This is a genomic window from Deinococcus aerophilus (assembly GCF_014647075.1).
Taxonomy (GTDB): Bacteria; Deinococcota; Deinococci; order Deinococcales; family Deinococcaceae; genus Deinococcus; species Deinococcus aerophilus.
Window position 1 is genome coordinate 139,306 of the sequence record NZ_BMOM01000001.1, and the last position, 22,175, is coordinate 161,480.

23 protein-coding genes are annotated in these 22,175 nt (G+C 68.3%); 20 read left to right on the top strand and 3 right to left on the bottom strand.

The annotated features are described in order from the left end of the window. Positions 1–34: 34 nt before the first annotated feature. The 14 genes from IEY21_RS00695 (at position 35) to IEY21_RS00760 (ending at position 12,809) form a co-directional block, all read left to right on the top strand. Positions 35–511 (top strand): hypothetical protein, encoded by a 477-nt coding sequence (locus IEY21_RS00695; RefSeq protein ID WP_188900298.1) that lies wholly within the window; start codon positions 35–37, stop codon positions 509–511. 195 nt (positions 512–706) lie between these two features. After that, positions 707–1,207: a hypothetical protein gene (locus IEY21_RS00700; protein WP_188900300.1), complete on the top strand. Its 501-nt coding sequence runs from the start codon at positions 707–709 to the stop codon at positions 1,205–1,207. A 267-nt stretch (positions 1,208–1,474) separates the two neighbouring features. Next, positions 1,475–2,722 carry an argininosuccinate synthase gene (locus tag IEY21_RS00705; protein WP_188900302.1) on the top strand — a complete coding sequence of 416 codons (1,248 nt, stop codon included), beginning with the start codon at positions 1,475–1,477 and terminating at the stop codon, positions 2,720–2,722. A gap of 2 nt (positions 2,723–2,724) precedes the next feature. Next, the gene (locus tag IEY21_RS00710; RefSeq protein ID WP_188900304.1) at positions 2,725–3,201 is read left to right on the top strand and encodes a GNAT family N-acetyltransferase; all 477 of its coding nucleotides are present in this window, start codon (positions 2,725–2,727) and stop codon (positions 3,199–3,201) included. After that, positions 3,198–3,686 (top strand): GNAT family N-acetyltransferase, encoded by a 489-nt coding sequence (locus IEY21_RS00715; protein WP_229752728.1) that lies wholly within the window; start codon positions 3,198–3,200, stop codon positions 3,684–3,686. The genes IEY21_RS00710 and IEY21_RS00715 overlap by 4 nt, the downstream gene beginning before the upstream one ends. Further along, the gene (gene argH / locus IEY21_RS00720; RefSeq protein ID WP_188900306.1) at positions 3,683–5,092 is read left to right on the top strand and encodes an argininosuccinate lyase; all 1,410 of its coding nucleotides are present in this window, start codon (positions 3,683–3,685) and stop codon (positions 5,090–5,092) included. The genes IEY21_RS00715 and argH overlap by 4 nt, the downstream gene beginning before the upstream one ends. 3 nt (positions 5,093–5,095) lie before the next feature. Further along, positions 5,096–5,626: an HIT family protein gene (locus IEY21_RS00725; RefSeq protein ID WP_229752729.1), complete on the top strand. Its 531-nt coding sequence runs from the start codon at positions 5,096–5,098 to the stop codon at positions 5,624–5,626. After that, complete coding sequence (locus tag IEY21_RS00730; protein WP_188900308.1) at positions 5,623–6,129, top strand: GNAT family N-acetyltransferase; 507 nt, start codon at positions 5,623–5,625, stop codon at positions 6,127–6,129. The genes IEY21_RS00725 and IEY21_RS00730 overlap by 4 nt, the downstream gene beginning before the upstream one ends. 105 nt (positions 6,130–6,234) lie before the next feature. Continuing rightward, complete coding sequence (locus IEY21_RS00735; protein WP_188900310.1) at positions 6,235–6,705, top strand: GNAT family N-acetyltransferase; 471 nt, start codon at positions 6,235–6,237, stop codon at positions 6,703–6,705. Between the two features lie 91 nt (positions 6,706–6,796). Continuing rightward, positions 6,797–7,324, top strand: coding sequence for an N-acetyltransferase (locus IEY21_RS00740; RefSeq protein ID WP_188900312.1), 528 nt, complete (start codon positions 6,797–6,799; stop codon positions 7,322–7,324). A gap of 245 nt (positions 7,325–7,569) precedes the next feature. Continuing rightward, positions 7,570–8,754 (top strand): glutamine-hydrolyzing carbamoyl-phosphate synthase small subunit, encoded by a 1,185-nt coding sequence (gene carA / locus IEY21_RS00745; RefSeq protein ID WP_188900314.1) that lies wholly within the window; start codon positions 7,570–7,572, stop codon positions 8,752–8,754. Between the two features lie 14 nt (positions 8,755–8,768). Further along, positions 8,769–9,353 (top strand): hypothetical protein, encoded by a 585-nt coding sequence (locus IEY21_RS00750; RefSeq protein WP_188900316.1) that lies wholly within the window; start codon positions 8,769–8,771, stop codon positions 9,351–9,353. A gap of 94 nt (positions 9,354–9,447) precedes the next feature. Beyond that, complete coding sequence (gene ung, locus IEY21_RS00755) at positions 9,448–11,763, top strand: uracil-DNA glycosylase (protein WP_229752731.1); 2,316 nt, start codon at positions 9,448–9,450, stop codon at positions 11,761–11,763. Further along, positions 11,763–12,809: a DNA topoisomerase IB gene (locus IEY21_RS00760; RefSeq protein ID WP_188900616.1), complete on the top strand. Its 1,047-nt coding sequence runs from the start codon at positions 11,763–11,765 to the stop codon at positions 12,807–12,809. The genes ung and IEY21_RS00760 overlap by 1 nt, the downstream gene beginning before the upstream one ends. 169 nt (positions 12,810–12,978) lie before the next feature. Here IEY21_RS00760 and IEY21_RS16985 read toward each other — a convergent pair whose 3' ends face one another. The 3 genes from IEY21_RS16985 to IEY21_RS00770 form a co-directional block, all read right to left on the bottom strand. Beyond that, positions 12,979–13,101: a hypothetical protein gene (locus tag IEY21_RS16985; RefSeq protein WP_268237758.1), complete on the bottom strand. Its 123-nt coding sequence runs from the start codon at positions 13,099–13,101 to the stop codon at positions 12,979–12,981. Between the two features lie 250 nt (positions 13,102–13,351). Next, positions 13,352–15,730 carry an ATP-binding protein gene (locus tag IEY21_RS00765; RefSeq protein WP_188900317.1) on the bottom strand — a complete coding sequence of 793 codons (2,379 nt, stop codon included), beginning with the start codon at positions 15,728–15,730 and terminating at the stop codon, positions 13,352–13,354. Positions 15,731–15,824: 94 nt separating this feature from the next. Further along, positions 15,825–16,937, bottom strand: a complete 1,113-nt coding sequence (locus tag IEY21_RS00770) for an alpha-hydroxy acid oxidase (RefSeq protein ID WP_188900319.1) — start codon at positions 16,935–16,937, stop codon at positions 15,825–15,827. A 138-nt stretch (positions 16,938–17,075) separates the two neighbouring features. Here IEY21_RS00770 and IEY21_RS00775 point away from each other — a divergent pair, with 138 nt between their 5' ends. The 6 genes from IEY21_RS00775 (at position 17,076) to IEY21_RS00800 (ending at position 21,836) form a co-directional block, all read left to right on the top strand. Beyond that, positions 17,076–17,579, top strand: coding sequence for a DUF427 domain-containing protein (locus IEY21_RS00775; protein WP_188900321.1), 504 nt, complete (start codon positions 17,076–17,078; stop codon positions 17,577–17,579). Between the two features lie 114 nt (positions 17,580–17,693). Further along, positions 17,694–18,098 carry a hypothetical protein gene (locus IEY21_RS00780; protein ID WP_188900323.1) on the top strand — a complete coding sequence of 135 codons (405 nt, stop codon included), beginning with the start codon at positions 17,694–17,696 and terminating at the stop codon, positions 18,096–18,098. Beyond that, a complete protein-coding gene (gene pth / locus IEY21_RS00785; protein ID WP_188900325.1) occupies positions 18,095–18,754 on the top strand; it encodes an aminoacyl-tRNA hydrolase in 660 nt (219 codons plus the stop codon). The genes IEY21_RS00780 and pth overlap by 4 nt, the downstream gene beginning before the upstream one ends. 5 nt (positions 18,755–18,759) lie before the next feature. Beyond that, entirely contained in the window at positions 18,760–19,812 is a 1,053-nt protein-coding gene (locus tag IEY21_RS00790; RefSeq protein ID WP_229752733.1) for a M42 family metallopeptidase, read from the top strand. A gap of 300 nt (positions 19,813–20,112) precedes the next feature. Continuing rightward, positions 20,113–20,484 (top strand): P-II family nitrogen regulator, encoded by a 372-nt coding sequence (locus IEY21_RS00795; protein WP_188900327.1) that lies wholly within the window; start codon positions 20,113–20,115, stop codon positions 20,482–20,484. A 38-nt stretch (positions 20,485–20,522) separates the two neighbouring features. Beyond that, positions 20,523–21,836, top strand: a complete 1,314-nt coding sequence (locus tag IEY21_RS00800) for an ammonium transporter (RefSeq protein WP_188900329.1) — start codon at positions 20,523–20,525, stop codon at positions 21,834–21,836. Positions 21,837–22,175: the final 339 nt, after the last annotated feature.

The following is a 22,175-nucleotide window of genomic DNA, read 5'->3' on the forward strand; positions in this document are numbered from 1 at the left end:
TTCATGAGCCGGAGGCGACCGCTATGCTCGTTCCATGAAGAAAGCCACCCTGACCCTGCTGGCCCTGAGCGCCGTGTCCTCCGCTTCCGCTGCCAATTACATTGGCGGCTCCATCGGCTCGGGCGTGACCCTGCAGTACCAGAGCGACCTGACGTCCAACTCCGCCATCCGCTACGGGCTGAACCTGGATGCGACCAACTTCAACTTCCGGGCGCTGTCCGTCAACGGCTCGGTGGATTACCTCGCCGACTTCGCGGGCGTTGGCCCGCTGGGCGGATTCACCCCGTACTACGGCGTCGGCCTGGGGGTCGGTGCGGGCATCGGCGAGAACCTCGGCCTGAGCGTCTACCCGCACGGCACCCTGGGACTGCGCTACAACGTGACCGATCCCCTCAGCCTCTTTGTCGAGGGCAACGTTGGCCTGCAGGTGCAGGTGGGCAGCGGCACGAACACCACCAACGTCAAGCTGGGCAGCAACGCACGCATCGGCCTGAACTATCGCCTGCCCTAAGAGCTGCGGCGGTGAACAGAGGTGGCGGTCCCTTCCGGGGACGAGCCACCTTTCTGCTTCCTGGTCAAACGCTTCTGCCAGACGACGACCGAGCCGAGGAAACTATAATTACTCTCATGAACCTAGCTAGACAGATTTTCTGCCAAGTGTCAAAATCGTCAGCCTGTGTCTTCATCTGCTGCTAACTTTGCCTTCATGAAGAAATTTTTTCTACCGGTAGCTGTTCTTGCCTTGCTGTCCACCGCCCATGCGTCACAGAAAATCGGCGTTTTCGTGCTGGGCGCGCAATACGAACGTGACCTGAATGCCAGTGACTCAGTCCGTTTTGGTCTTGGGCTGCCCTTGGCGGCAATGACCAATGGTGGTGGGGCACTGGTCCTGAGTGGGGACGTCGCGTTCCTGCGACACACGGGAAGCTCCAGCAACACCGTCCAACCCTACTACGGCGCTGCCCTGGGGCTGGCTACCGTGCTGGGTTCGGATCAGAACGTGGCCGTGGGCGGCGTGGTGCTGTATCCGAACGTTCTGGGCGGTCTGAACTTTAACGTCACTTCGACGGTCAGCCTCTTTGCCGAAGGCTCGGTGGGTCCCCGGGCTATATTTGCCGCCGTTTCAGATGGCACCAATCGCGCCAGCGGCACGCAGATTGGCCTTGGGTACGGCGTGCGTTTGGGCATAAACTACACTCTGCGCTGAACTGAGTTGTTCTGGACACGGGTCGCCTTGGGCGGCCCGTTTGTCATGTCCTCAATGCAGAAGGTGAGGAATGCGCCCTTGATCTGCGGCGCCGTGGGCTGCTACGCTGGGCCGCATTGATATGCGTTAAATTGCATATTCATACATCTATGACCCTTCTTCCTTCCCGACGCTGACCCTCCGCCTGATCCCCCTGTGGGACATGGGCGGCGGAGTGAATGCGCCGGGATTTTGCGCTGCCCTTCCCCTTTAGGAGACAATCCGACCATGACGCAGACTTCCCCCACATCCAGCCGCGACAAGATCGTCCTCGCCTACAGCGGGGGCCTGGACACCTCCATCATCCTCAAATGGCTCCAGACCGAGCGCAACTACGACGTCGTGTGCTTTACCGCCGACCTGGGCCAGGGCGACGAGGTGGAAGAGGCCCGGGTCAAGGCCCTGAACACCGGAGCGGTGGCCGCCTACGCGCTGGACCTGCGCGAGGAATTCGTGCGCGACTACGTGTTTCCGATGTTCCGCAGCAGCGCACTGTACGAGGGCTATTACCTGCTGGGCACGAGCATCGCCCGCCCGCTGATCGCCAAGAAGATGGTCGAAATCGCCGCCCAGGAGGGCGCGGTGGCCGTTTCGCACGGCGCGACCGGCAAGGGCAACGATCAGGTGCGCTTTGAGATGACCGCCTACGCCCTGAACCCCGACATCGTGACGGTGGCCCCGTGGCGCGACTGGGACTTTCAGGGCCGCGCCGACCTGGAGGCCTTTGCCCGTGAACACGGTATTCCGGTGCCCACCACCAAGAAAGACCCCTGGAGCACCGACGCGAACATGCTGCACATCTCCTACGAGGGCGGCATCCTCGAAGACCCCTGGACCGAGCCGCCCGCGCACATGTTCAAGCTGACGGTTGGCCCCGAGGAGGCCCCGGACACCGCCGAGTACGTGGAAGTGGAGTTCGAGAACGGCGACCCGGTGGCCCTCAACGGAGAGCGGCTGTCGCCCGCCGAACTGCTGCAGAAGGCCAATGAGCTGGGCGGCAGGCACGGCATCGGACGCATTGATCTGGTGGAAAACCGTTTCGTGGGCATGAAGTCGCGCGGCGTGTACGAGACGCCCGGCGGCACGCTGCTGTATCACGCCCGCCGCGCGGTCGAGAGCCTGACCCTGGACCGGGAGGTGCTGCACCAGCGCGACGCCCTGGGGGTCAAGTACGCCGAGCTGGTCTACAACGGGTTCTGGTTTGCCCCGGAGCGCGAGGCCCTGCAGGTGTACATCGATCACGTCGCGCAGTCGGTCACCGGCACGGCCCGCCTGAAGCTGTACAAGGGCAACTGTGACGTGGTGGGCCGCAAGGCCCCGCAGAGCCTGTACGACAAGGATCTGGTGTCCTTTGAGGCGGGCGGCGACTACAACCAGCACGATGCCGGGGCGTTCATCAAGCTCAACGCCCTGCGCATGCGCGTGCAGGCGCGGGTTCAGGCCCGGGCCGAGCAGAAGGACGCGGCGAAGGTCTGACCATGCCTCTACCTTCCGGCTTCACCCTGCGCCCCGCCCTGCCGGCGGATGCTGAGCGGATCCAGGCCCAGCGCGACGCCATGTTCACCGACATGGGCAGTGACGTGGCGCGGGTGCGGGCCGCCTCGGCGGCCAGTCTGGAGTGGCTGCGCGGCGGCCTGACAGACGGTACGTATTCTGGCGTCCTGCTGGAAACCGGGGGTGACGTTGTGGCCGGAGCAGGCGTGATCTGGCAGGAGTTTCCGCCCAGTCCACGCAGCCTTGCGCCGGTCAGGGCCTACATCCTCAACGTCTATGTGGTCCCGCCGCACCGTGGACAGGGAGTGGCACGGCGGCTGGTGCAGGCCCTGCTGGCCGAGTGCGCGGCGCGCGGCGTGGAGCAGGTCAGCCTGCACGCCTCGGACGCAGGGAAGCGTACGTACGAGACCCTGGGGTTCGTGGCCACCAACGAGATGCGCCTGACGCTGGAGGCTCCGTGATCCGGTCCCTCACACCCGCCGACCTGCCCGCCTTTCACGCCGTGATGCAGGCGGCGGGCATGGACCCCCGGTCCAGCTGGAGCCGCACGACGCCCGGGGACCTGGAGGCGGCGCTGTTCGCTCCCGGAGCCGGCGGTTTCGTCGCCGTGACGGGGGAAGAGGTCAGCGGCTGCGTGGGCTTTCGCCCGGACGGAGCGCAGACGCTGACCCTCAACCGCCTGGCCACCGTGCCGCGGGTGCGCGGCCAGGGTGTCGGCACGGCGCTGGTACGGGCGGTAGAGGCCGTGGCCGCCGCGGGTGGATTTGAGCGGGTACTGCTTGCCGTCTCGCGGTTCAACCTGGGCGTAATTCCGTTTTATGAAGGCCTGGGGTATGTCCGAAGTGATGAACCCTACCGTTTCGCCCATTCGGACAGTCCGGGGCCGGCGGTGCTGGTCAAGGCCATTTCAACTCCTCCGACCTCTCCTCAAAAGGCCCTGACATGACCAACATGAAAGACAAGAAACTCTGGGGAGGCCGCTTCGCCGAAGCCACCGACGGCCTCGTGGAGCTGTTTAACGCCTCCGTCTCCTTCGACCAGCGCCTCGCCGAGCAGGACATTCGCGGCTCGCTGGCGCACGTTGCGATGCTGGGTCAGGTGGACATCCTGACGGGGGAGGAGGTGGCGCAGATCAGCGGCGGCCTGGAGGCTGTGCTGGAAGACATCCGTGCCGGAAATTTTGAATGGCGGCTGGACCGCGAGGACGTCCACATGAACGTGGAAGCTGCCCTGCGCGACCGCATCGGCCCGGTGGCGGGCAAGCTGCACACCGCGCGCAGCCGCAACGATCAGGTGGCGGTGGACTTCCGCCTGTTTACCAAGGAGGCCTGCCTGGATCTGGCCGCCCAGACCCGCGCCCTGCGCGCAGTGATGGTGACAGAAGCCGAGCGGACGCTGGACGCCGGCATCATCCTGCCCGGCTACACCCACCTGCAGGTGGCGCAGCCCATCTTGCTCGCGCACTGGTTCATGGCCTACGCCGCCATGCTCGAGCGCGACGAGGGCCGCTTTCTGGACGCCGCCGTCCGCATGGACGCCTCGCCGCTGGGCAGCTCCGCGCTGGCCGGCACGCCGTGGCCGATTGACCGCCACACCGTCGCCACCGCGCTGGGTTTTGCCCGTCCCACCGCCAACAGCCTCGACGGCGTGGGCAGCCGGGATTTCGCGCTGGAGTTTCTCTCGGCCTGCGCGATCCTCTCGGCCCACCTCTCGCGCCTGTCCGAGGAACTGATCCTGTATTCCACCTTCGAATTCGGGTTCCTGACCCTGCCGGATTCGCATACCACGGGCAGCAGCATCATGCCGCAGAAGAAGAACCCGGACGTGTCTGAGCTGGCGCGTGGCAAGGCGGGGCGTGTTTTCGGCAACCTGATGGGCCTGCTCACCGTGGTCAAGGGCACGCCGCTGGCGTACAACAAGGACCTGCAAGAGGACAAGGAAGGGGTGTTTGACAGCTACGACACCCTGAGCATCGTGCTGCGGCTGTACGCCGACATGATGCCCAAATGCGAGTGGCACGCCGAGAAGACGCGCGAGGCGGCGGCGCGGGGCTACAGCACGGCGACCGACGTGGCCGACTTTCTGGCCCGCCAGGGTGTTCCCTTCCGGGAAGCACACGAGGTTGTGGGCGGGCTGGTGGGGCTGGCCTCACGCTCGGGCCGGCAGCTGTGGGAGCTGACGGATGAGGAGCTGCGCGCCGCCCACCCGCTGCTGAACGCCGGGGTCGCCGCCTCATTGACGGTGGAAGAAAGCGTGGCGGGCCGTCAGAGTTACGGCGGAACTGCCCCGGTGCGTGTGCGCGAGGCCGTGGATACGGCGAAGGCGGCGCTGGGTCTGGCGTCGGAGGGCTGAGGCATGCTGAACGTGATGGTGTGCCTGGACGGCACGCTGCTGGGCCAGCGGCAAACCGAGTGGGCGCACTGGCAGGCCCGCCCGCATGAGAACCCGCTGTCCACCCGGGCCGGGTTCGCGGGGGGCGAGGTCACGCTGGAGAACGCGCTGTGCGTCTATACCCAGGACGCCCGCTATTTCGAGGGGTTGCCGCACTCGGGGCTGATCGTCACCAAACGTCCCTGCGAGACCGTCTTCGACCTGACCCCCGCCGAGGCCGCCGCCGTTCACGAACTGCTCGCCGAGGTCCGCGCCCATCTGGACGCCACCGTCCGGCCCGACGGCTACACGGTGGGCTGGAACGTCTTTCCGGCGGGCGGGGCACACATTCCGCACGTTCACCTGCACGTCATTCCGCGCTGGAACACGGACGCCAGCGCGGGGGCCGGCCTGCGCTACTTCCTCAAGGCCGCCGCCCAGGCCGCCGAGCGACGACACAAGCACGAGGCCACCCCCATTTCCTCACCTTCCCACTCCCCGGAGGTATTCCCATGACCCCAAGCCAGATTCCCGCCCACACCGCGCTGTCGCAGATGCACGTCAAGCTGCGGCAGGCCGCGCCCGAAGATTTCGCCACCATCCTGGACCTGCTGGGGGGCTGCGGGCTGCACACCTCCAGCGTCACGCCGCAGGACAGCACGTACTGGATTGCCGATCTCAATGGCGTACCCGGAGGCTGCATCGGTCTGGAGCACGGCGAGGGCGTGTCCCTGATCCGCTCCACGGCGGTGCTGCCCACGGCGCGCTCGCAGGGCCTGGGCCGCGCGCTGGTTCAGAGTGCGCTGACCCACGCCTCGCTGCGCGGCGACCATGCGGTGTACCTGTTCAGTCAGGAGGCCGGGGACTACTGGGCGCGCTTCGGCTTCGCTCCGGTAGGCGCCGACGAACTCAGCGCCGCGCTGCCCGGGGTGCCGCAGGTGCAAAGCGGGGTCCTGAAGGGCTGGATTCATAGCGAGCAGGCCTGGAAGCGGGAGCTGAACGGAGGAGAACGGACGTGAATCGGCGGGGCCTGACGGGGTGGAGGCCGCTGCGCTATCCTGCCGGCACTCTCAACTCAGCCGTGCCGCATCAACACGGGGCGGATCTTCCTGGAGGAATCACGCATGACCGATCACAGCGTTCACATTCGACTTGCTGGCAGCCAGGACAAGGACACAGTGGTCCGTGTATTTCACGAGGCCGGACTCGACACCGGCGAGGCGCTCGCTCCGGGCACCACCTACTGGGTCATGGAGCGCGGCGGACAGCCGGTGGGGGCCATTGGCCTGGAGCACGGCGACGGGGCCTCCCTGCTGCGCGGAGCGGCGGTGTTGCCGGAAGCGCGTGGGGGCGGCCTGGGCCGGCGGCTGGTCATGAGCGCCATCGAGTACGCCCAGGGCCGCGGCGACCGCGCGATCTACATGTTCAGCAAGGGCGGCGACTGGAGCACTTTCGGCTTTACCCAGGTGCCGCTGGCCGTGGTGATGGGCGATGTGCCCGACGCGCCGCAGGTGCAGGCCTACCGCTCGGGTGGCGAGCGTCCTGGAGAAACCACCTGGATGCGGGACCTGAGCGTGGGGGCAAGCAAGGCCTAGGGCACACCGCACGTCGTGGGGGGTGGACCGTGGACAGCGCCTGTTCCACGGTCCACCCTCTGTCCTCCACGGCCGCGTGCCGGGGGCGGCCATGACCCTGTCGCTGGATTCCATCGCCGTTCCCGACATTCACCCGCAGGCCCCGCTGTCGGGGCGCAAGGCGCGGCTCTCGGACATCGATGCGATTCATGAACTCATCGGGTACTGGGCGGCGCGCGGACAGATGCTGGTGCGCTCGCGCAGCCTGCTCGCCGAGACCATTCGCGATTTTCACCTGATCTTCGCCGCCGAGCACGAGGGGCACCCCGGCGGACTGGCGGGAGTCTGCGGGCTGCACCTGCTCGCCCCCGATCTGGCCGAGGTGCGCGGCCTCGCCATTCATCCGCACATGCAGGGACGCGGGCTGGGCAAGCAGCTCGTCGAGGCCTGTGAGCATGAGGCGCGCGAGATTGCCCTGCCCGCCCTGTTTGCCTGGACCTACCAGCAGGGATTCTTCGAGAAGTGCGGCTTTACCCGCATCGACAAGACGAAACTGCATCCCAAGGTCTGGAGCGAGTGCCAGCGCTGCGCCTTCTTTGAAAATTGCAATGAGATCGCCATGTTGAGGGTGCTGAAGTAGAGCGGCCACAGTTCTGCGGCTTGCCCTGGGGGCGTGCCGTTGTTTGGCCTGTCCTTGAAAGGGGTACGGGAGGCGGGAGTTCGGGATCAGAAATGTTCCGTTGCCCGGACAGTGAGCGGAGGCCGGATTTTTATGCGCTGACCGTGGATAATGGTCAGCCGGGCACAGGGGCATCTGCCGGCGTGCCGGTGCCTTACGCTGACCCCATGAAGCGCGTCCCGTGAGGCGCGGATGGAGGAGGAAACATGATTCGTAAAGAACGCGCGATTCTGGCGCTGGAGGACGGCACGGTCTACCGGGGCTACGCTTTCGGACACCGTGGCGAGACCGTGGGCGAGGTGGTGTTCAACACCTCCATGACCGGTTATCAGGAAATCATGACCGACCCGAGCTACAACGGTCAGATCGTGACCATCACCTACCCGCACGTGGGCAACTACGGCGTGGCGATCTACGACATGGAGAGCAACAAGCCGTATGTGCGCGGCTTTATCTCCCGCGAATTCTCGGGCGAGTACAGCAACTACCGCGCGCAGCAGTCGCTGGAATCCTTCATGCAGCAGTACGGCGTGGTCAGCATCCAGGGCATCGACACGCGCGCGCTCGTGCGCCGGCTGCGTACCGGTGGGGTGGTCAAGGGCGTCATCGCCCACCGCTCGTACACGCACCCGGAAGATCCGTACGGCGAGTTCTCGCCGCTGGAAGAACAGGTCTATGTGCAGCGTGCCCGTGACCATCAGGACATCGACGGCCACGACATGACCAAGGAAGTGACCACCGCCCTGCCCTACGCCTTTCCCACCCTGCGGCACGGCAAGCGCGTGGTCCTGATGGATTTTGGAATCAAGCACACCATCATCGAGCGCCTCTCCGAGGTCGGCATCGAGCCCATCGTGGTGCCCGCGCACACCACCGCGGCGCAGGTGATGGCCCTGCAGCCGCACGGCCTGTTCCTGAGCAACGGTCCCGGCGATCCCGCGCCGCTGGAATACGCCCACAAGACCGCCTGGGAGCTGATGGGGCTGCTGCCCACCTTCGGCATCTGCCTGGGCCACCAGATCCTGGGGCTGGCGGCGGGCGGCAAGACCTTCAAGATGAAGTTCGGGCACCGCGGCGGCAACCAGCCGGTCAAGAACCTGCTCACCGGCAACGTGGAGATCACGGCCCAGAACCACGGCTACGCGGTGGACCTGGACAGCATTCCGGGCGGCACCTTCGTCGCCACCCACGTCAACCTCAACGACGGCACGCTGGAGGGGATGGCGCACAGCCGTTACCCGGTCTTCTCGGTGCAGTACCACCCGGAAGCCTCGCCCGGCCCGCACGACAGCCGCTACCTGTTCGACCGCTTCATCGAGGAGATCGACGCCTTTGACGGAGCGACCGGAACGCCCACCGAGAAGGCGCTGACCGGGCGCCTGGGCGTCTGAGGCCAGGGTTGCGGATGACGGTGGCCGGACGGCCGGAGCAGGGCCGCCGGATCGCCCGCGCGCTGCGCCGCGCCGGGCTGCTGGCGGGGCTGGCGCTGGGCGGGCTGACCGCTGGCGGCCTGGAACCGGGCGGTCAGGCGCGGGCGCAGGCCCCGGCCCCGATCATCCGCAACAGCGTGACCTTCGTGATGACGCAGGCGGTGGTCCAGCCGGCCCGGAGCGCCGGGGGACCCGAGACCCTGGTCCAGAGCCCCCGGACCGCGCTGCCCGGCGACGTGCTGCGCGAGGAGCTGACGCTGCGCAACGTGAGCGGCGGCCGCCTGGCGCGGGTGGAGGTGGCCGTGCCGGTCCCCCGTGAAACCCAGTTCAGCGGCGGCGTGACGCCGGACACGGCCCGCTGGCGCGTGAGCTACAGCGTGGACGGCGGGCAGACCTACAGCCCGCGTCCCCAGCGCCAGGGAACCGGCCCCGCGGGAGAGCCCCGGCTGGAACCCGCCCCCCCGGAGAGCTACACGCACGTCCGCTGGGTCCTCACCGACCTCAGGGCGGACGAGGCCGTGAAGCTGTGGTTCCGGGTCAAGGTGCGCCCGCCGGGCTGAGCGAACGGACAGTGGGCGGGCCTTCAGGTTTGCCAAAGCCACAGTCCCGCTCTTCTTACCGTCCCTGGCGGGGCGCTGCGGGAAACTGCACAGCGTGTCCGTGTTCGCCCCTGCTGCGCCCGTGCAAGTCGTGTGGTTCAAGAAGGACCTGCGTGTGCGCGACCACGCCCCGCTGCGCGAGGCCGCCGCGCGCGGGCCGGTGCTGCCGCTGTTCATCTATGAGCCCGAGCAACTGGGCCACGAGGAGTTCGCCGGACAGCACCTGACGTATCTGAACGGCTGCCTGCGGGAGCTGGACGCCAGCCTGCGTGGGCGGGGAGCGCCGCTGGTCCTGCGCCACGGCGAGGCGGTGGCCGTGCTGGACCGGCTGAGCCGGGAGCTGCCACTGGGCGGCCTGTGGGCGCACCAGGAAACGGGAAACGGCGTGTCCTTTGCGCGCGACCGGCGGGTGCGGGCCTGGGCGCGGGCGCGGGGCCTGCCGCTGACCGAGCTGCCCCAGAACGGCGTGGTGCGCGGCCTGAAGAGCCGGGACGGCTGGGCCGATGCCTGGGAGGAGCGGCTGGGCACGCCGCCGTTGCCCGCGCCGGACGGCCTCTATGCTCCCGCCGTTTCGCCCGGCGGGCTCCGGACGCACGCCGAACTGGGCGTGGCCCCGGACGCCAAGGTGGTTCCCCCCAGCGGCGAGGCGGCGGGACACGCCACGCTCGAGTCCTTCCTGACCGTGCGCGGCGTGGACTACACCCGCGAACTGAGCAGTCCCCTGAGCGCCGAACACGCCTGCTCGCGCCTGAGCGGGCCGCTCGCCTTCGGCACGGTTTCCCTGCGGACGGTGGTGGGGGCCACCCGCCAGCGCCTGGCCGCCGTGCGCGGCGACTCCTGGGCCGATCCGCGCTGGGTCAGATCGCTGCGCAGCTACGAGAGCCGGCTGCACTGGCACTGCCACTTTGTGCAGCGGCTGGAATCCGAACCCGACATGGAGTTCCGGGGCCTCAACCACGCGCTGGACAGCCTGCGTGCCGACAGCTGGAATCCGGAGTTCTTCGACCGCTGGGCCCACGGGCAGACCGGCTACCCGCTGATCGACGCCTGCATGCGCTCGCTGCGGCAGACCGGCTGGCTCAATTTCCGGATGCGCGCCATGCTGGTCAGCTTTGCCAGCCAGCACCTGTGGCTGCACTGGCGGCCCACCGGCGTGTTCCTGGCCCGCCAGTGGCTGGACAACGAGCCCGGCATCCACTGGTCCCAGATGCAGATGCAGAGCGGCGCGGTGGGCATCAACCGCGTGCGCATCTACAGTCCCACCCGGCAGGCCCGGGAGCAGGACCCGGACGGCGTATTCATCCGCCGCTGGGTGCCGGAACTGGCAGACGTGCCGGGCGATTTCCTGCACGCGCCCTGGGAGTGGAGCGGGGCCACGCGGCTGACTTATCCGCCGCCGGTCGTGGACGAGCACAGGGCGGGGCGGCTGGCCCGCGCGCGGATCGCCGCCGCCCGCGCCTCCCCCGAGTTTGAGGCCGAGGCCCGGCGCATCTACCTGCGGCACGGCAGCCGCAAGAAGGCCGTGATCCGCGCCGAGCGCCTTGCCCGGGGGTTTCCCGCCACCGTCCCGAAGAAGATTGCCACGTCCCGCAAGACCGCCACCCGGCCCCCCACCCCCAGGAGACCCCCCATGAGCGACCAGCCCGACCTGTTTGGCAACGCGCCCGAAACCGCCCGGCCCATCGTTCCCGCCGGACTGCCCGAGTCGTGGAAGGAGGCCCTGAAAGGCGAGTTTGCCGCGCCGTATTTTCACGAGCTCAAGGATTTCCTAGTGGAGGAACGCGCCGCGCTCACGGTCTACCCGCCCGCCGCCGACGTGTTCAACGCGCTGCGCTTCACGCCGCTGGAAAACGTCAAGGTCTTCATCCTGGGCCAGGACCCGTACCATGGCCCCGGTCAGGCGCACGGCCTGAGCTTCAGTGTGCGGCCCGGCGTGCGCGTCCCGCCCAGCCTCCAGAACATCTACAAGGAGTTGCAGACCGACCTTCCCGGCTTCAGGCCTCCGCGCCACGGCTACCTGCGGGCGTGGGCCGAGCAGGGCGTGCTGCTGCTCAACGCCGTGCTGACCGTGCGCGCCGGGCAGGCCAACAGCCACGCGAACAAGGGCTGGGAGGCCTTTACCGACGCGGTGATCAGGGCCGTGAATGCGAAGGAGGAGCGCGTGGTCTTCGTGCTGTGGGGGGCGTATGCCCGCAAGAAGGCTAAACTGATCACCAACCCCAACCACGTGATCCTGGAATCGGCCCATCCCAGCCCGCTGAGCGTCACCAAATTCATGGGAACCCGGCCCTTCAGCCGCGTGAACGCCGCGCTGGAGGAGGTGGGCGAGAGCCCCATAGACTGGCAGCTTCCCGAGAAGGCGGTCGAGTGATGCCGGGCCGCACCGAGATTCTGCAGGAGGAGTACCTGCGCCGCGAGGGCCACGATCCTCAAAAGTTCCAGTATTTCTGGCCCGACGGCACCCCGTACGCCGACGCGGAGGGCCTTGCGCGCATTGCCCGTCTGGCTGTGCCCCCCGCGTACACCGACGTGTATGTCTCACCCGATGCCGACGCCGAATTACAGGCCTTTGGACGTGACGCCGCCGGACGCCTGCAATACCGTTATCACCCCGATTTCGTGCAGGCGGGTGCACTGAAGAAGTGGCAGCGCCTCACGCGCTTCGCGACCGCCCTGCCCACCCTGCGCGAGGTCACCACCTCGGATCTGCGGGCCTCCGGACTGCCGCCGCGCAAGGTGATGGCCCTGATGACCCGGCTGCTGCACGTGGCCCACTTCCGGGTGGGCAGCGACGCCTACGCCCGGCAGCACAAGACCTACGGCCTGAGCACCCTGCGCCAGCGGCACGTCCGGGTGGAGGGCAGCACCGTGACCTTTCACTTCCGGGGCAAGCACGGCATCACGCAGCACAAGGCGACCCGCAACGCCACGCTGGCGAACAACATCGGCAAATTGCTGGAACTGCCCGGTCCGTGGTTGTTTCAGACCGTGGAGGACGGCGCCCGCCGCCGCGTTCATGCCCCCGAGCTCAATGCTTACCTCAAGGAGGTGATCGGGCCCTTTACCGCCAAGGATTTCCGCACCTGGGGCGGGACGCTGCTTGCGGCCGAGTACCTGGCCGAGGCGGGCGTGGCGGGCAGCGAGCGCGAGGCCCGCAGGGTGCTGGTGGACTGCGTCAAATTCGTGGCCGAGGACCTGGGCAACACGCCGGCCGTCACGCGCGGCAGCTACATCTGCCCGGTGATCTTTGACCGCTACTTGGAGGGCAAGGTGCTCGACGACTATGAACCCCGCGCCGGGCGCCTCCCCGCCGAACTGGAAGGCCTGACCCGCAGCGAGGTGGCCCTTAAACGCCTGCTGGAGAGCGAGCGGGCGCTGAAGCTGGGCCGCCGCCGGACCCGGCCCCGGGCGGCCTGAGTGGGCCGCTGAACCCCGGCGGAGGCGGGCAGGCATCCTGTCCATAACGCTGAAGCCCACCTTGGACAGGATGGGCGCGGGCACAAGCAGCGCCGTCTCGGCGGACTGTGACACGAGTTCCAGGCCCCAGCGCCCAGATGGTGGAGCAGGCGAACCACAGCACAGTCAGTCAAGGGGCGCTGGTGGTGAACACGCGGAAGAGGGCCGCGCCGCCCACCCGCAACTGTTCGCGCAGCGGCCCCCTCACCAGCCGCAGCCGTGCCAGAAAGGCGACCGCGCCGCCACGAACCACCCGGACCGAGCTTCGGGTCGGAGATCAGGGGGTGGTCCTTGTGGGGCTGCCGGGACATGGCGCTCAGACCCAGCGCCACGAACAGGGTGGTCACGGCCCAGTTGGTAAACAGGCGAAAGAGGTGGGTTGCCCCTCCACTTCAGGGTGTCCCGTCCCCGTGCCCCTGCCGATTCGCTGGAACGCCGGACCGGGAGCCGGACAAAGCCCGGGACAATCCGGCCCCTGGGCCCTCGGGCTGACGGGAACCTTCTCAGCGGGTCCGGGGCAGGGTGAAACTGAAGGTTGCGCCGGTGCCCGGTTCGCCCTGGGCCGTGACGGTGCCGCCGTGCCGGGCCACGATGCGCCGGACGTTGGCCAGGCCCACCCCGGTGCCCTCGAATTCGCTGGAGTGGTGCAGGCGCTGAAACACCCCGAACAGCCGGGTTCCGTAGCGCGGGTCGAATCCCACTCCGTTGTCGCGCACTGTCACGGTCCACCCGCCGGGGTGTTCCTCGGCCCACACCTCGATCACGGCCTGCGGGCGGGGGCGGGTGTATTTCAGCGCGTTGGAGAGCAGGTTCACCATCACCTGCCGGAGCAGGTCCCGATCTCCGTAGACCAGCGGCAGGTCATGAATCTGCCACTCGATGTCGCGTTCGGGCGCTCCGGTATCCACCTCGGAGGCGAGTTCGGCCTGCACCGAGACGACCAGGGCCCACAGGTCCACCTGAACGGGATTCAGCGGCTGCCGGGCAGTGCGCGACAGCCCGAGCAGGGCGTCGATCAGGGTGTTCATGCGCTCGGCAGACTCGTCGATCACGCTGAGGTAGTGGCTGGCCTTGAGGTCCAGGGCAGGCCCGAGTCTGTTGCGCAGCAGCGTACCGAAGCCCTTGATGTGGCGGACCGGCGCGCGCAGGTCGTGCGAGACGCTGTAGGCGAAGGCCTCGAGTTCCTCGTTGGCCGTGCGCAGTTCGGCGTTGCTGTGGGCCAGCTGGCGCAGGCTTTCGGCCCGCTCCAGGGCCAGCCCCAGGCTGCGCGCCACGGTGTTCAGCACGACCCGGTCCACCTCCTGCCAGGTGTGCGGCACCAGGGTGGTGAGGTTCAGGATGCCGCAGGGCGCGGCGCCGCGCCAGATGGGCACGGCCACGACCGACTGGAGCTGCTGGGTCAAGTCGGTGCTGAGGTCGCTGCCCGCCGGGTAGTGGTCGTGATACGTCGCCTCACGGGTGTGCCAGGGCGTGTCCAGCGTGGGGGTCTGGCCGATCACCAGCCCCGCGTCCAGCACGCGCTGCAGCTCCGGATGGTCCATCTCGCCGCTCTGGGCCCGCAGCCGCCAGCGTCCGTCCTCCGGTTCCCAGTACAGCGCGTGTCCCGGCGGCAGCAGCGAGAGCAGCACCTCCTGGGCCCGGCGCACCAGGGCGTAGGGATCGTTCTGGACCCCCAGGTCCCGGGTCAGCTGCGCAAACGCCTCCAGCGCCCGGCTGCGCCCCTCAAGCTGAGCATTCAGGATGTCCAGCGCGGCGGTGCGCTCCTGCAGCGCCGACAGAGACGCGGCGCGCTCGAAGACCAGTCCCAGGGTCGCCGCCGCCCGGGTCAGCAGCGCCTGCTCGGCCCCCGACCACGGTCCGGCGGCCGCAGGCCGCCACGCCACCAGAAAGCCTTCCAGGCGCGTGTCGGTCCCGGGCAAGCGGATCGGCAGGGTGGCGCAGGCCAGTCCAGGAAGATGACCCTCCACGGCTCCTTCACGCTGGTTTTCATCCAGGTACAGGGCGCGGCGGGTCTGCGCCACCTGCCACAGCAGCGGAGCGGTGTGGCGGTTGAAATCAGGCAGGGCCGTGAATCCCGAGTGGTCCGGGGGCGGGTCTCCCCACAGCGTGGGCTGGGCCAGGGCCGCCCGTCCCTGCGCGTTCATGGTCAGTTCCACCATCAGCATGCCCTGGGCGTGCAACGCAGGCCCCAGCCGTCCCAGGGTCAGCCGCGCCACTTCCTCGGGCGTGCGGGCGCTTTGCAGGGTGTCGCCCAGCGAGGCCAGCAGCTCGGCCGTCCGCTGGGCCTCCTCCAGTCGCCGGGTGCGCGACTGCACCTGTTCACCCAGGGTTTCGAGCAGCCGGGCACGGTCCAGCGCCAGGGCACCCTGCGAGGCCAGGGTCTGCAGAAAGCGCCGTTCGTCCGCCGTGAAGACATGCGGTTCCCGGAATTCCACCACCAGCGCCCCGAGCGGTTGATCGTCCAGGAACATCGGCACGACGGCGCTGGCAACCGGCGCGGGACTGTCGGCCCGGTGGTCCAGCTCCGGTGTTTCCAGCTCGGGATAGGCCCGCCGCAGGGCCCCGGCGTCCCCGAAATACAGCGCTTCATGACGGCGCAGGGCGTCACGCACCGGTCCGGCGTCCGCCAGGGCCCTGCCCTGCCACAGCGGCGACCGGTCCGGCGCCTGCCGGTGGGCGGTGACCGCGTCCAGCCCGTCTCCTCCGGGACCGAGCACCAGCACCGCCCCCGCCACGGCGTTCAGGGCCGCCAGCGTCGGCTCCAGCACCGCTGCGAACACCTGCTGCGAGGTGCGGGCGGCGGCAAGACGTTCGGTGATGTTCTGTAGCTGCTCGCTGAGCTCGGCCACTGCCGGCAATTCAGGAACAGACGCATCGAGCATGCGGCACGATACCGCCTTGCCGGAACGCCAGAAACCCCCGCTGTGCTGGGGCAAACTTCATGGTTGGCCGCGCCTCGCCTGCCGGCCCGGTCAGTTACCGCATCAACAGGTCGCGCCCCACTTGGCGCAGGTTCTGCTTGCCGCTCAGCGCCAGGGCGAGGCGCACCTCTGCGCGCAGCAGCTCCAGCGTCTGCCGCACGCCCGCCTCGCCGCCCGCCGCCAGACCCCACAGTGCGGCGCGTCCCAGAAACACGGCCCGCGCTCCCAGCGCCACGGCCTTGAGGACATCCGTGCCCCGGGTCACCCCGCCGTCCAGATAGACCTCGGCGCGCCCCGCCACGGCGTCGGCCACCTCGGGCAGCGCGGCCACGGCGCTGACGGCGGTGTCGAGCTGCCGCCCGCCGTGGTTGCTGACCCAGACGTGGCAGCCGTGCTGCACCGCGAGTTCGGCGTCCTCGGCGGTCAGGATGCCCTTGAGGACGATGGGTAGGCGGGTCTGGGCGCGCAGCCAGCCCAGGTCGTTCCAGGTAAAGGCCTTGTCCACCAGATTCTGGAAGTAATGCGTGAGCTGCGAGCCGGTGTCGGTTTCCACCTGCGCCAGTTCGGCGCGGCTGACCACATGGGGGGCGCTGAGGTGCGGCGGCAGGGCAAAGTGGTGGCGCTCGTTGGCCTCGCGGCGGCCCAGGTACGGAGCGTCCACGGTAAAGACCAGCGCGCGGGCCCCCGAGGCCTCGGCCCGCGCGATCACGGCGCGGCTGAGCTCCCGGTCGCGGAGCAGGTACAGCTGAAACCACAGGCGCCCGGCGGCGGCCTGTCCCACCTCCTCTATGGGGGTATTGGAAAAGGTGCTCAGGGTCATCACGCTGCCCGCGGCGGCGGCGGCCCGCGCGGTGGCCCGCTCGGCGTCGGCGTGCGCCAGGCCGTGAAAGGCGCTGGGGGCAATGCCCACCGGAAAGTCCAGCGGCAGCCCCAGCACCTCGGCTGAGGTGTCGATGTGCGAGACGTCCACGAGCATGCGCGGGCGCAGGCGCAGCGTGGCCAGGTCCTCGCGGTTGGCGCGCAGGGTATGGCCGTCGTTCGCGCCGCTGGCGTAATACTCCAGCGCATTGCGGTCCAGCCGGGCGCGGCCCAGCGCCTCGATCTCGGCCAGGTTGACTGCCTCGGCCAGCGCCTGGAGGTCGTCCGCCGTGGGGGGAGGTGTGGTCATGGGCCAGGGTAGCAAAGCGGATATGGAGCGTGCCCGGCACCCGGGAGGACGCGGCGCGCTGCTCCCGCTCCGCATCGTAGGCTCCGCACCGTAGCTCCCCTGACAGCGCCGCGCCGCGTGGCCCGTCATGCTGGGAGGATGTTCCGTTTCCGTCCCCGTCCCGAGAAACCGCGTGCCGGACAGGAAAGCGTGTGGGATTACCCGCGTCCGCCCCGGCTGGAACGCACCCACAGGCGCATAGAAATCTGGCTGGGCGGCCAGAAGATTGCCGACACCACCGCCGCCTACCGCGTGCTGGAAACCACCCACCCGCCCGGCTACTACCTGCCGCCGGAGGCGTTCGCGCCCGGGGTTCTGAGCCGGGCACCGGGCCGCAGCGTGTGCGAGTTCAAGGGCGCGGCCACGTACTGGACCCTGGAGGCCGGGGGCAAGAGCGCCGAGGCGGCGGGCTGGAGCTATGAAGACCCCACGCCCGCCTTTCGCGATATGGCCGGATACATCGCGGTCTATGCAGGCCGCATGGACGGGTGCCGGGTGGACGGTGAGCCGGTCGTTCCCCAGCCGGGCACCTTCTACGGGGGCTGGATCACGTCCGATGTGGTGGGGCCGTTCAAGGGCGAGCCGGGAACGCTGGGCTGGTAGGCACGGGGCCTGCCGAAATCCCGGGCCGGAGCCCAGATGGGGTCCGCGTACTCCCGCTCTGAAATTGAGGGGCAGGGACGGTCTGAACGCCGCGGCCCTTGCTACCCTGACCGCATGACCGACGCCTCCGTCCGCACCCGCCTGAATGCCCTGGCCCCGGCGCTGCGCCACTTTCACTCGGCGCTGCTGGATTTTGCCAAGGGCGAATACGAATTTCTGCACGGCCCGGTGGGCGGGCCCTTCGAACTGTACTCGCTGGTGATGAACCACCCGGATTTTCAGTGGCTGCGGCCGCTGTCGGGCCTAATGGCGACGCTGGACGAGGTGCTGGACGCCAAGGACCGCACCCTGAGCCAGCAGAACGTCTCCGACGTGCGCGGCGCTCTGGGGCTGCTGTTTGCCGAGTCCGACACCCGTTTCGCCGACTTCCGCGCCGGCTACACCCGTGCCCGGGGAGACGCCCGCGTGCGCGAGACCGAGGCCGGATGGCGGGCCGTGCTGGACAGCCTCGACGCATGAAACTGGTGGTCGGTCTGGGCAATCCCGGCAGCAAGTACGCGCAGACCCGGCACAACGTCGGCTGGCTGGTCGTGGATGAGGTGGCCCGCCGGGCCGGGGCACCCTGGCTCAAGGACAGGGAGGCGGAGGTCTGCGAGGTCCGCCTCGGCGCTGCGCCCGGCGAAAAAGTGCTGCTCATCAAGCCGCAGACCTTCATGAACGCCTCGGGCCGGGCGGTGGCCCCCCCCTTTTCCTTTTACAAACTGGAGCCCGGCGCCCTGCTGACGGTGCAGGACGATCTGGACAGTCCCTTCGGACTGCTCAAGTTGCGCCTGGGGGGGCGGCACGGCGGCCAGAACGGCGTGCGGGACATCATTCGGCTGCTGGGTACCGAGGCCTTCGCGCGGCTGAAGATCGGCATCTCACGCCCACCGGCGGGCCGGGACCCGGCCGACTGGGTGCTGAGCAAGTGGCGGCCCGAGGAGGCGGCCACCCTGGCCGAACTCGTGCGGCTGGGCGCGGACGCGGTGGAGGTCTGGGCGGCGCGGGGGCTGGCCGAGGCGCAGGGGGCCTTCAACGGCACCGACCTGCGGCCCAGCCCGCCGGTGGCGGCCCCCGCAACTGTCCAGACTGAAGAAACGCCGCGCCCAGCCGAACCGGTGAAAGGCGTACCCTGACGGGCATGTCTAAAACCGATCTTCGTCTGGACCTGTTGATGAACCTCTCCAATCTGCCCGGCGTGCCCGGCCAGGAAGACGCCGTGCGCGAGTTCATCCTGGCGGAACTGGAAGGGCTGGCCGACGAGGTGCGGGTGGACGCACTGGGCAACGTCATTGCGACGCGGTCCGGGGGCGGCAAGAAGAAGGGTGAGCGCCAGCGCGTCATGATCAGTGCCCACATGGACGAGATCGGTTTTCTGGTGCGCTTTATCGACGACCGCGGCTTTCTGCGGGTGCAGGCGCTGGGCGGCTTTGACACCCGCAACCTGTTTGCGCGCGACGTGACCGTTCACGCGCGCGGCGGAGCGCTGCCGGGCATCCTGACGCCGGGCGGCAAGCCGGTGCACATCGCCAGTCCTGAGGAGCGCAAGAAGATCCCCGAGGTCCGTGAATTCTTCATCGACCTGGGGCTGGAGGCAGAGGAAGTCAAACGCCGCGTGCGGGTCGGCGACATGGTCACGCTGGACCAGACGGCCCGGCAGGTGGGCAACCTGGTGTGCGGCAAGGCCATGGATGACCGCGCCTCGGTGTTCCTGCTGCTTGAGGTGCTGCGCCACTACCGCAAGACCCGGCCCCGCCACGACCTGATCGCCGTGTTCTCGGTACAGGAGGAGGTGGGCCTGCGCGGCGCGGGCACCGCCGCCTACAGTGTGGAGCCGACCGTGGGTATCGGGCTCGACGTGACGCTGGCGGTGGATACGCCGGGCGTCGGCCCCGACGAGGCGGTGACGCGCATGGGCGAGGGCATCGGCATCAAGGTGTTTGACTCCAGCATGATCTCGAACCGCGGCCTGGTGGATGAGTTCTACGATCTGGCCGAACAGCAGGGCATCCGCTCGCAGCTGGAAGTGCTTGCCCAGGGCGGCACCGACGGCGCAGCCATCCAGCGCAGCCGGGCCGGGGTACCCACCCTGACCCTCAGCCTGCCGACCCGCTACATCCACAGCGTCGTGGAGTCCGTGCATGTGGATGACCTGCGCGCCGGAGTGGACCTGCTGGTGGCCTACCTGGGCTGAGCAGGGAAAAAGCAGGGTCGGACGACCCCCGGGGGAGAGGTGACGGCCGCCTCTCCCCGCTTTGTCGTGGTTCGGGAACCCCACTTGCGGTGGACAACGCTGTACAGCCTGAACATGACAAAACGGTCGTTTGACTCCAGTTTCCCAACACGCCAGCGCCATCTCCCGCCCTCTGTGCAAAATGTTCTGCCAAATCTAGCCAAATGTCCAGATAAACTTTGACAATATTCACACCTGCCCCTAAGCTCTGGGCATGCAGGGATGCCAACACTGCAAATTGCACGCGCAGGGGGAGACGCCATGAAACTGGTCACGGCAGTCATCAGGCCCGAACGGGTTCAGCAGGTCAAGGAAGCGCTGTTTCAGTCCGGCATCAGCGGCATGACGCTGTCGCGGGTCAGTGGACACGGCGGCGAGCAGGAGATCGTCGAGCATTACCGCGGCACCCGCGTGATGGTCGAGTTCCGCGACAAGGTCGAGATCCGCATGGCGGTCAGCGAGCCCTTTGTGCAGGTTGCCATCGACGCCATCTGCAGGGGAGCACGTACCGGCGAGGTGGGCGACGGCAAGATTTTTGTTCAGCCGCTGGAGCGGGTCTACCGCATCCGCACCGGGGAAGAGGACCAGGCGGCCCTGACTCCCGTTACCGAAAAGAAACTCACCCCCGCATGACCCCGGCGGACCCCAGGAGTGTGAATGCTGTGAACCCCATGACCCCCTCCAGGCTCAAGCTGGCCCTGCCCCTGATCGTGGCTCTGGGCGGCGCGGCGCTGGCACAGAACGCCCGGCCCGGACTCGACAGCGGCGACACCGCGTGGATGCTCGCCTCGGCGGCGCTGGTGCTGCTGATGACGCCGGGCCTGGCCCTGTTTTACGGCGGCCTCACCCGTGCCCAGAGCGTGCTGAACACCATGATGATGAGCGTGGTTTCCATCGGACTGGTCGGCGTGCTGTGGATGATGGCCGGCTACAGCATCGCCTTCGGTGAAGGCGGCAATGCATTTGCCGGGTCCCTGGTCAACGCGGGCCTGAATGGCCTGACCGATCAGCTCACCGGAACCATTCCCACCTATGTCTTCGCGGCCTTTCAGGCCATGTTCGCCATCATCGCGCTGGCGCTGATTTCGGGCGCGGTGGTCGAGCGGATGCGCTTTGGGGCCTTCGTGCTGTTCGGCGGACTGTGGACCCTGCTGATCTACTCGCCGCTGGCCCACTGGGTCTGGAGCGCCGACGGCTGGCTGTTCAGGAGCGGAGCGCTGGACTTTGCAGGGGGCACGGTAATCCACATCTCTGCCGGCATCAGCGCCCTGGTCGCCGCCTTTGTGCTGGGACCGCGCCTGGGCTTTCCGCGCCACCCGCACATTCCCCACAACGTGCCGCTGGTGCTGCTGGGCGCTGGCCTGCTGTGGTTCGGCTGGATGGGCTTCAACGCCGGCAGCGCCCTGTCGGCCGGACAGACCGCCGGACTGGCCTTCATCACCACCCTGATCGCGCCCGCCGCCGCCATGCTGACCTGGCTGGCCTTCGAGAGCAGCCGCAGCGGCAAGCCCACCGCCGTGGGGGCCGCCACCGGGCTGGTCGTCGGGCTGGTTGCCATCACACCCGCGTGTGCCTTCGTCAGCCCCTGGGCCGCCGTGGTTATCGGGGCCGCTGGGGCCGCCGCGAGCTACGCAGCCGTGCAGCTCAAGCACCGCCTGGGTGCGGACGATTCGTTGGATGTCTTCGCGTGTCACGGTGTTGCCGGCATCGTGGGGGCGCTGCTCACCGGAGCGCTGGCGTGGACCACCGGGCAGGGCAAGCCGGTGGGCGAGCAGATGCTGGTGCAGTTCCTGAGTGTGGCCGCCTCGTTGGCTTACGCGGGGGCAGGGTCGTTCTTTCTGCTCAAGGTGGTAAGTGTGATCACGCCGCTGCGCGTGCCCGCCAGTCAGGAAATCGTTGGTATGGACATTGCCGCCCACAGCGAACAGGGCTACAGCGACTCGGAAACAGGCCTGGGCGCCCCGGTCTTTGTCGGCGGCGACTGACCGACTGCTGTTGACCGTCCCCTGTTCCTGCGCTCCTTTCCTGTGCTCCCTTCAATTCCGAACCTCCACGTCCAGCCAGCCCCGACCGCATCCCCGGTGGCTGGCTGTTTTCATGGATTTTGCAGCGCGAAAAGGGCGGATTTGGACTGCGGGCGGGCCCGTGGGCCAGGGACGCTTGCCCCCCCGGAAAACTCTAAAGGCTGTGTTACGATGCTAGGCGAGTCTGACGCAACCATTACAACAGCGAGGTCGGGCCACCACAACCACCCAGCGCACCCCAAAACACCTCATCCCCAAACAGGATGGGGATTTTGAAGCGGTCTGCCTGCGGAGGTTGCC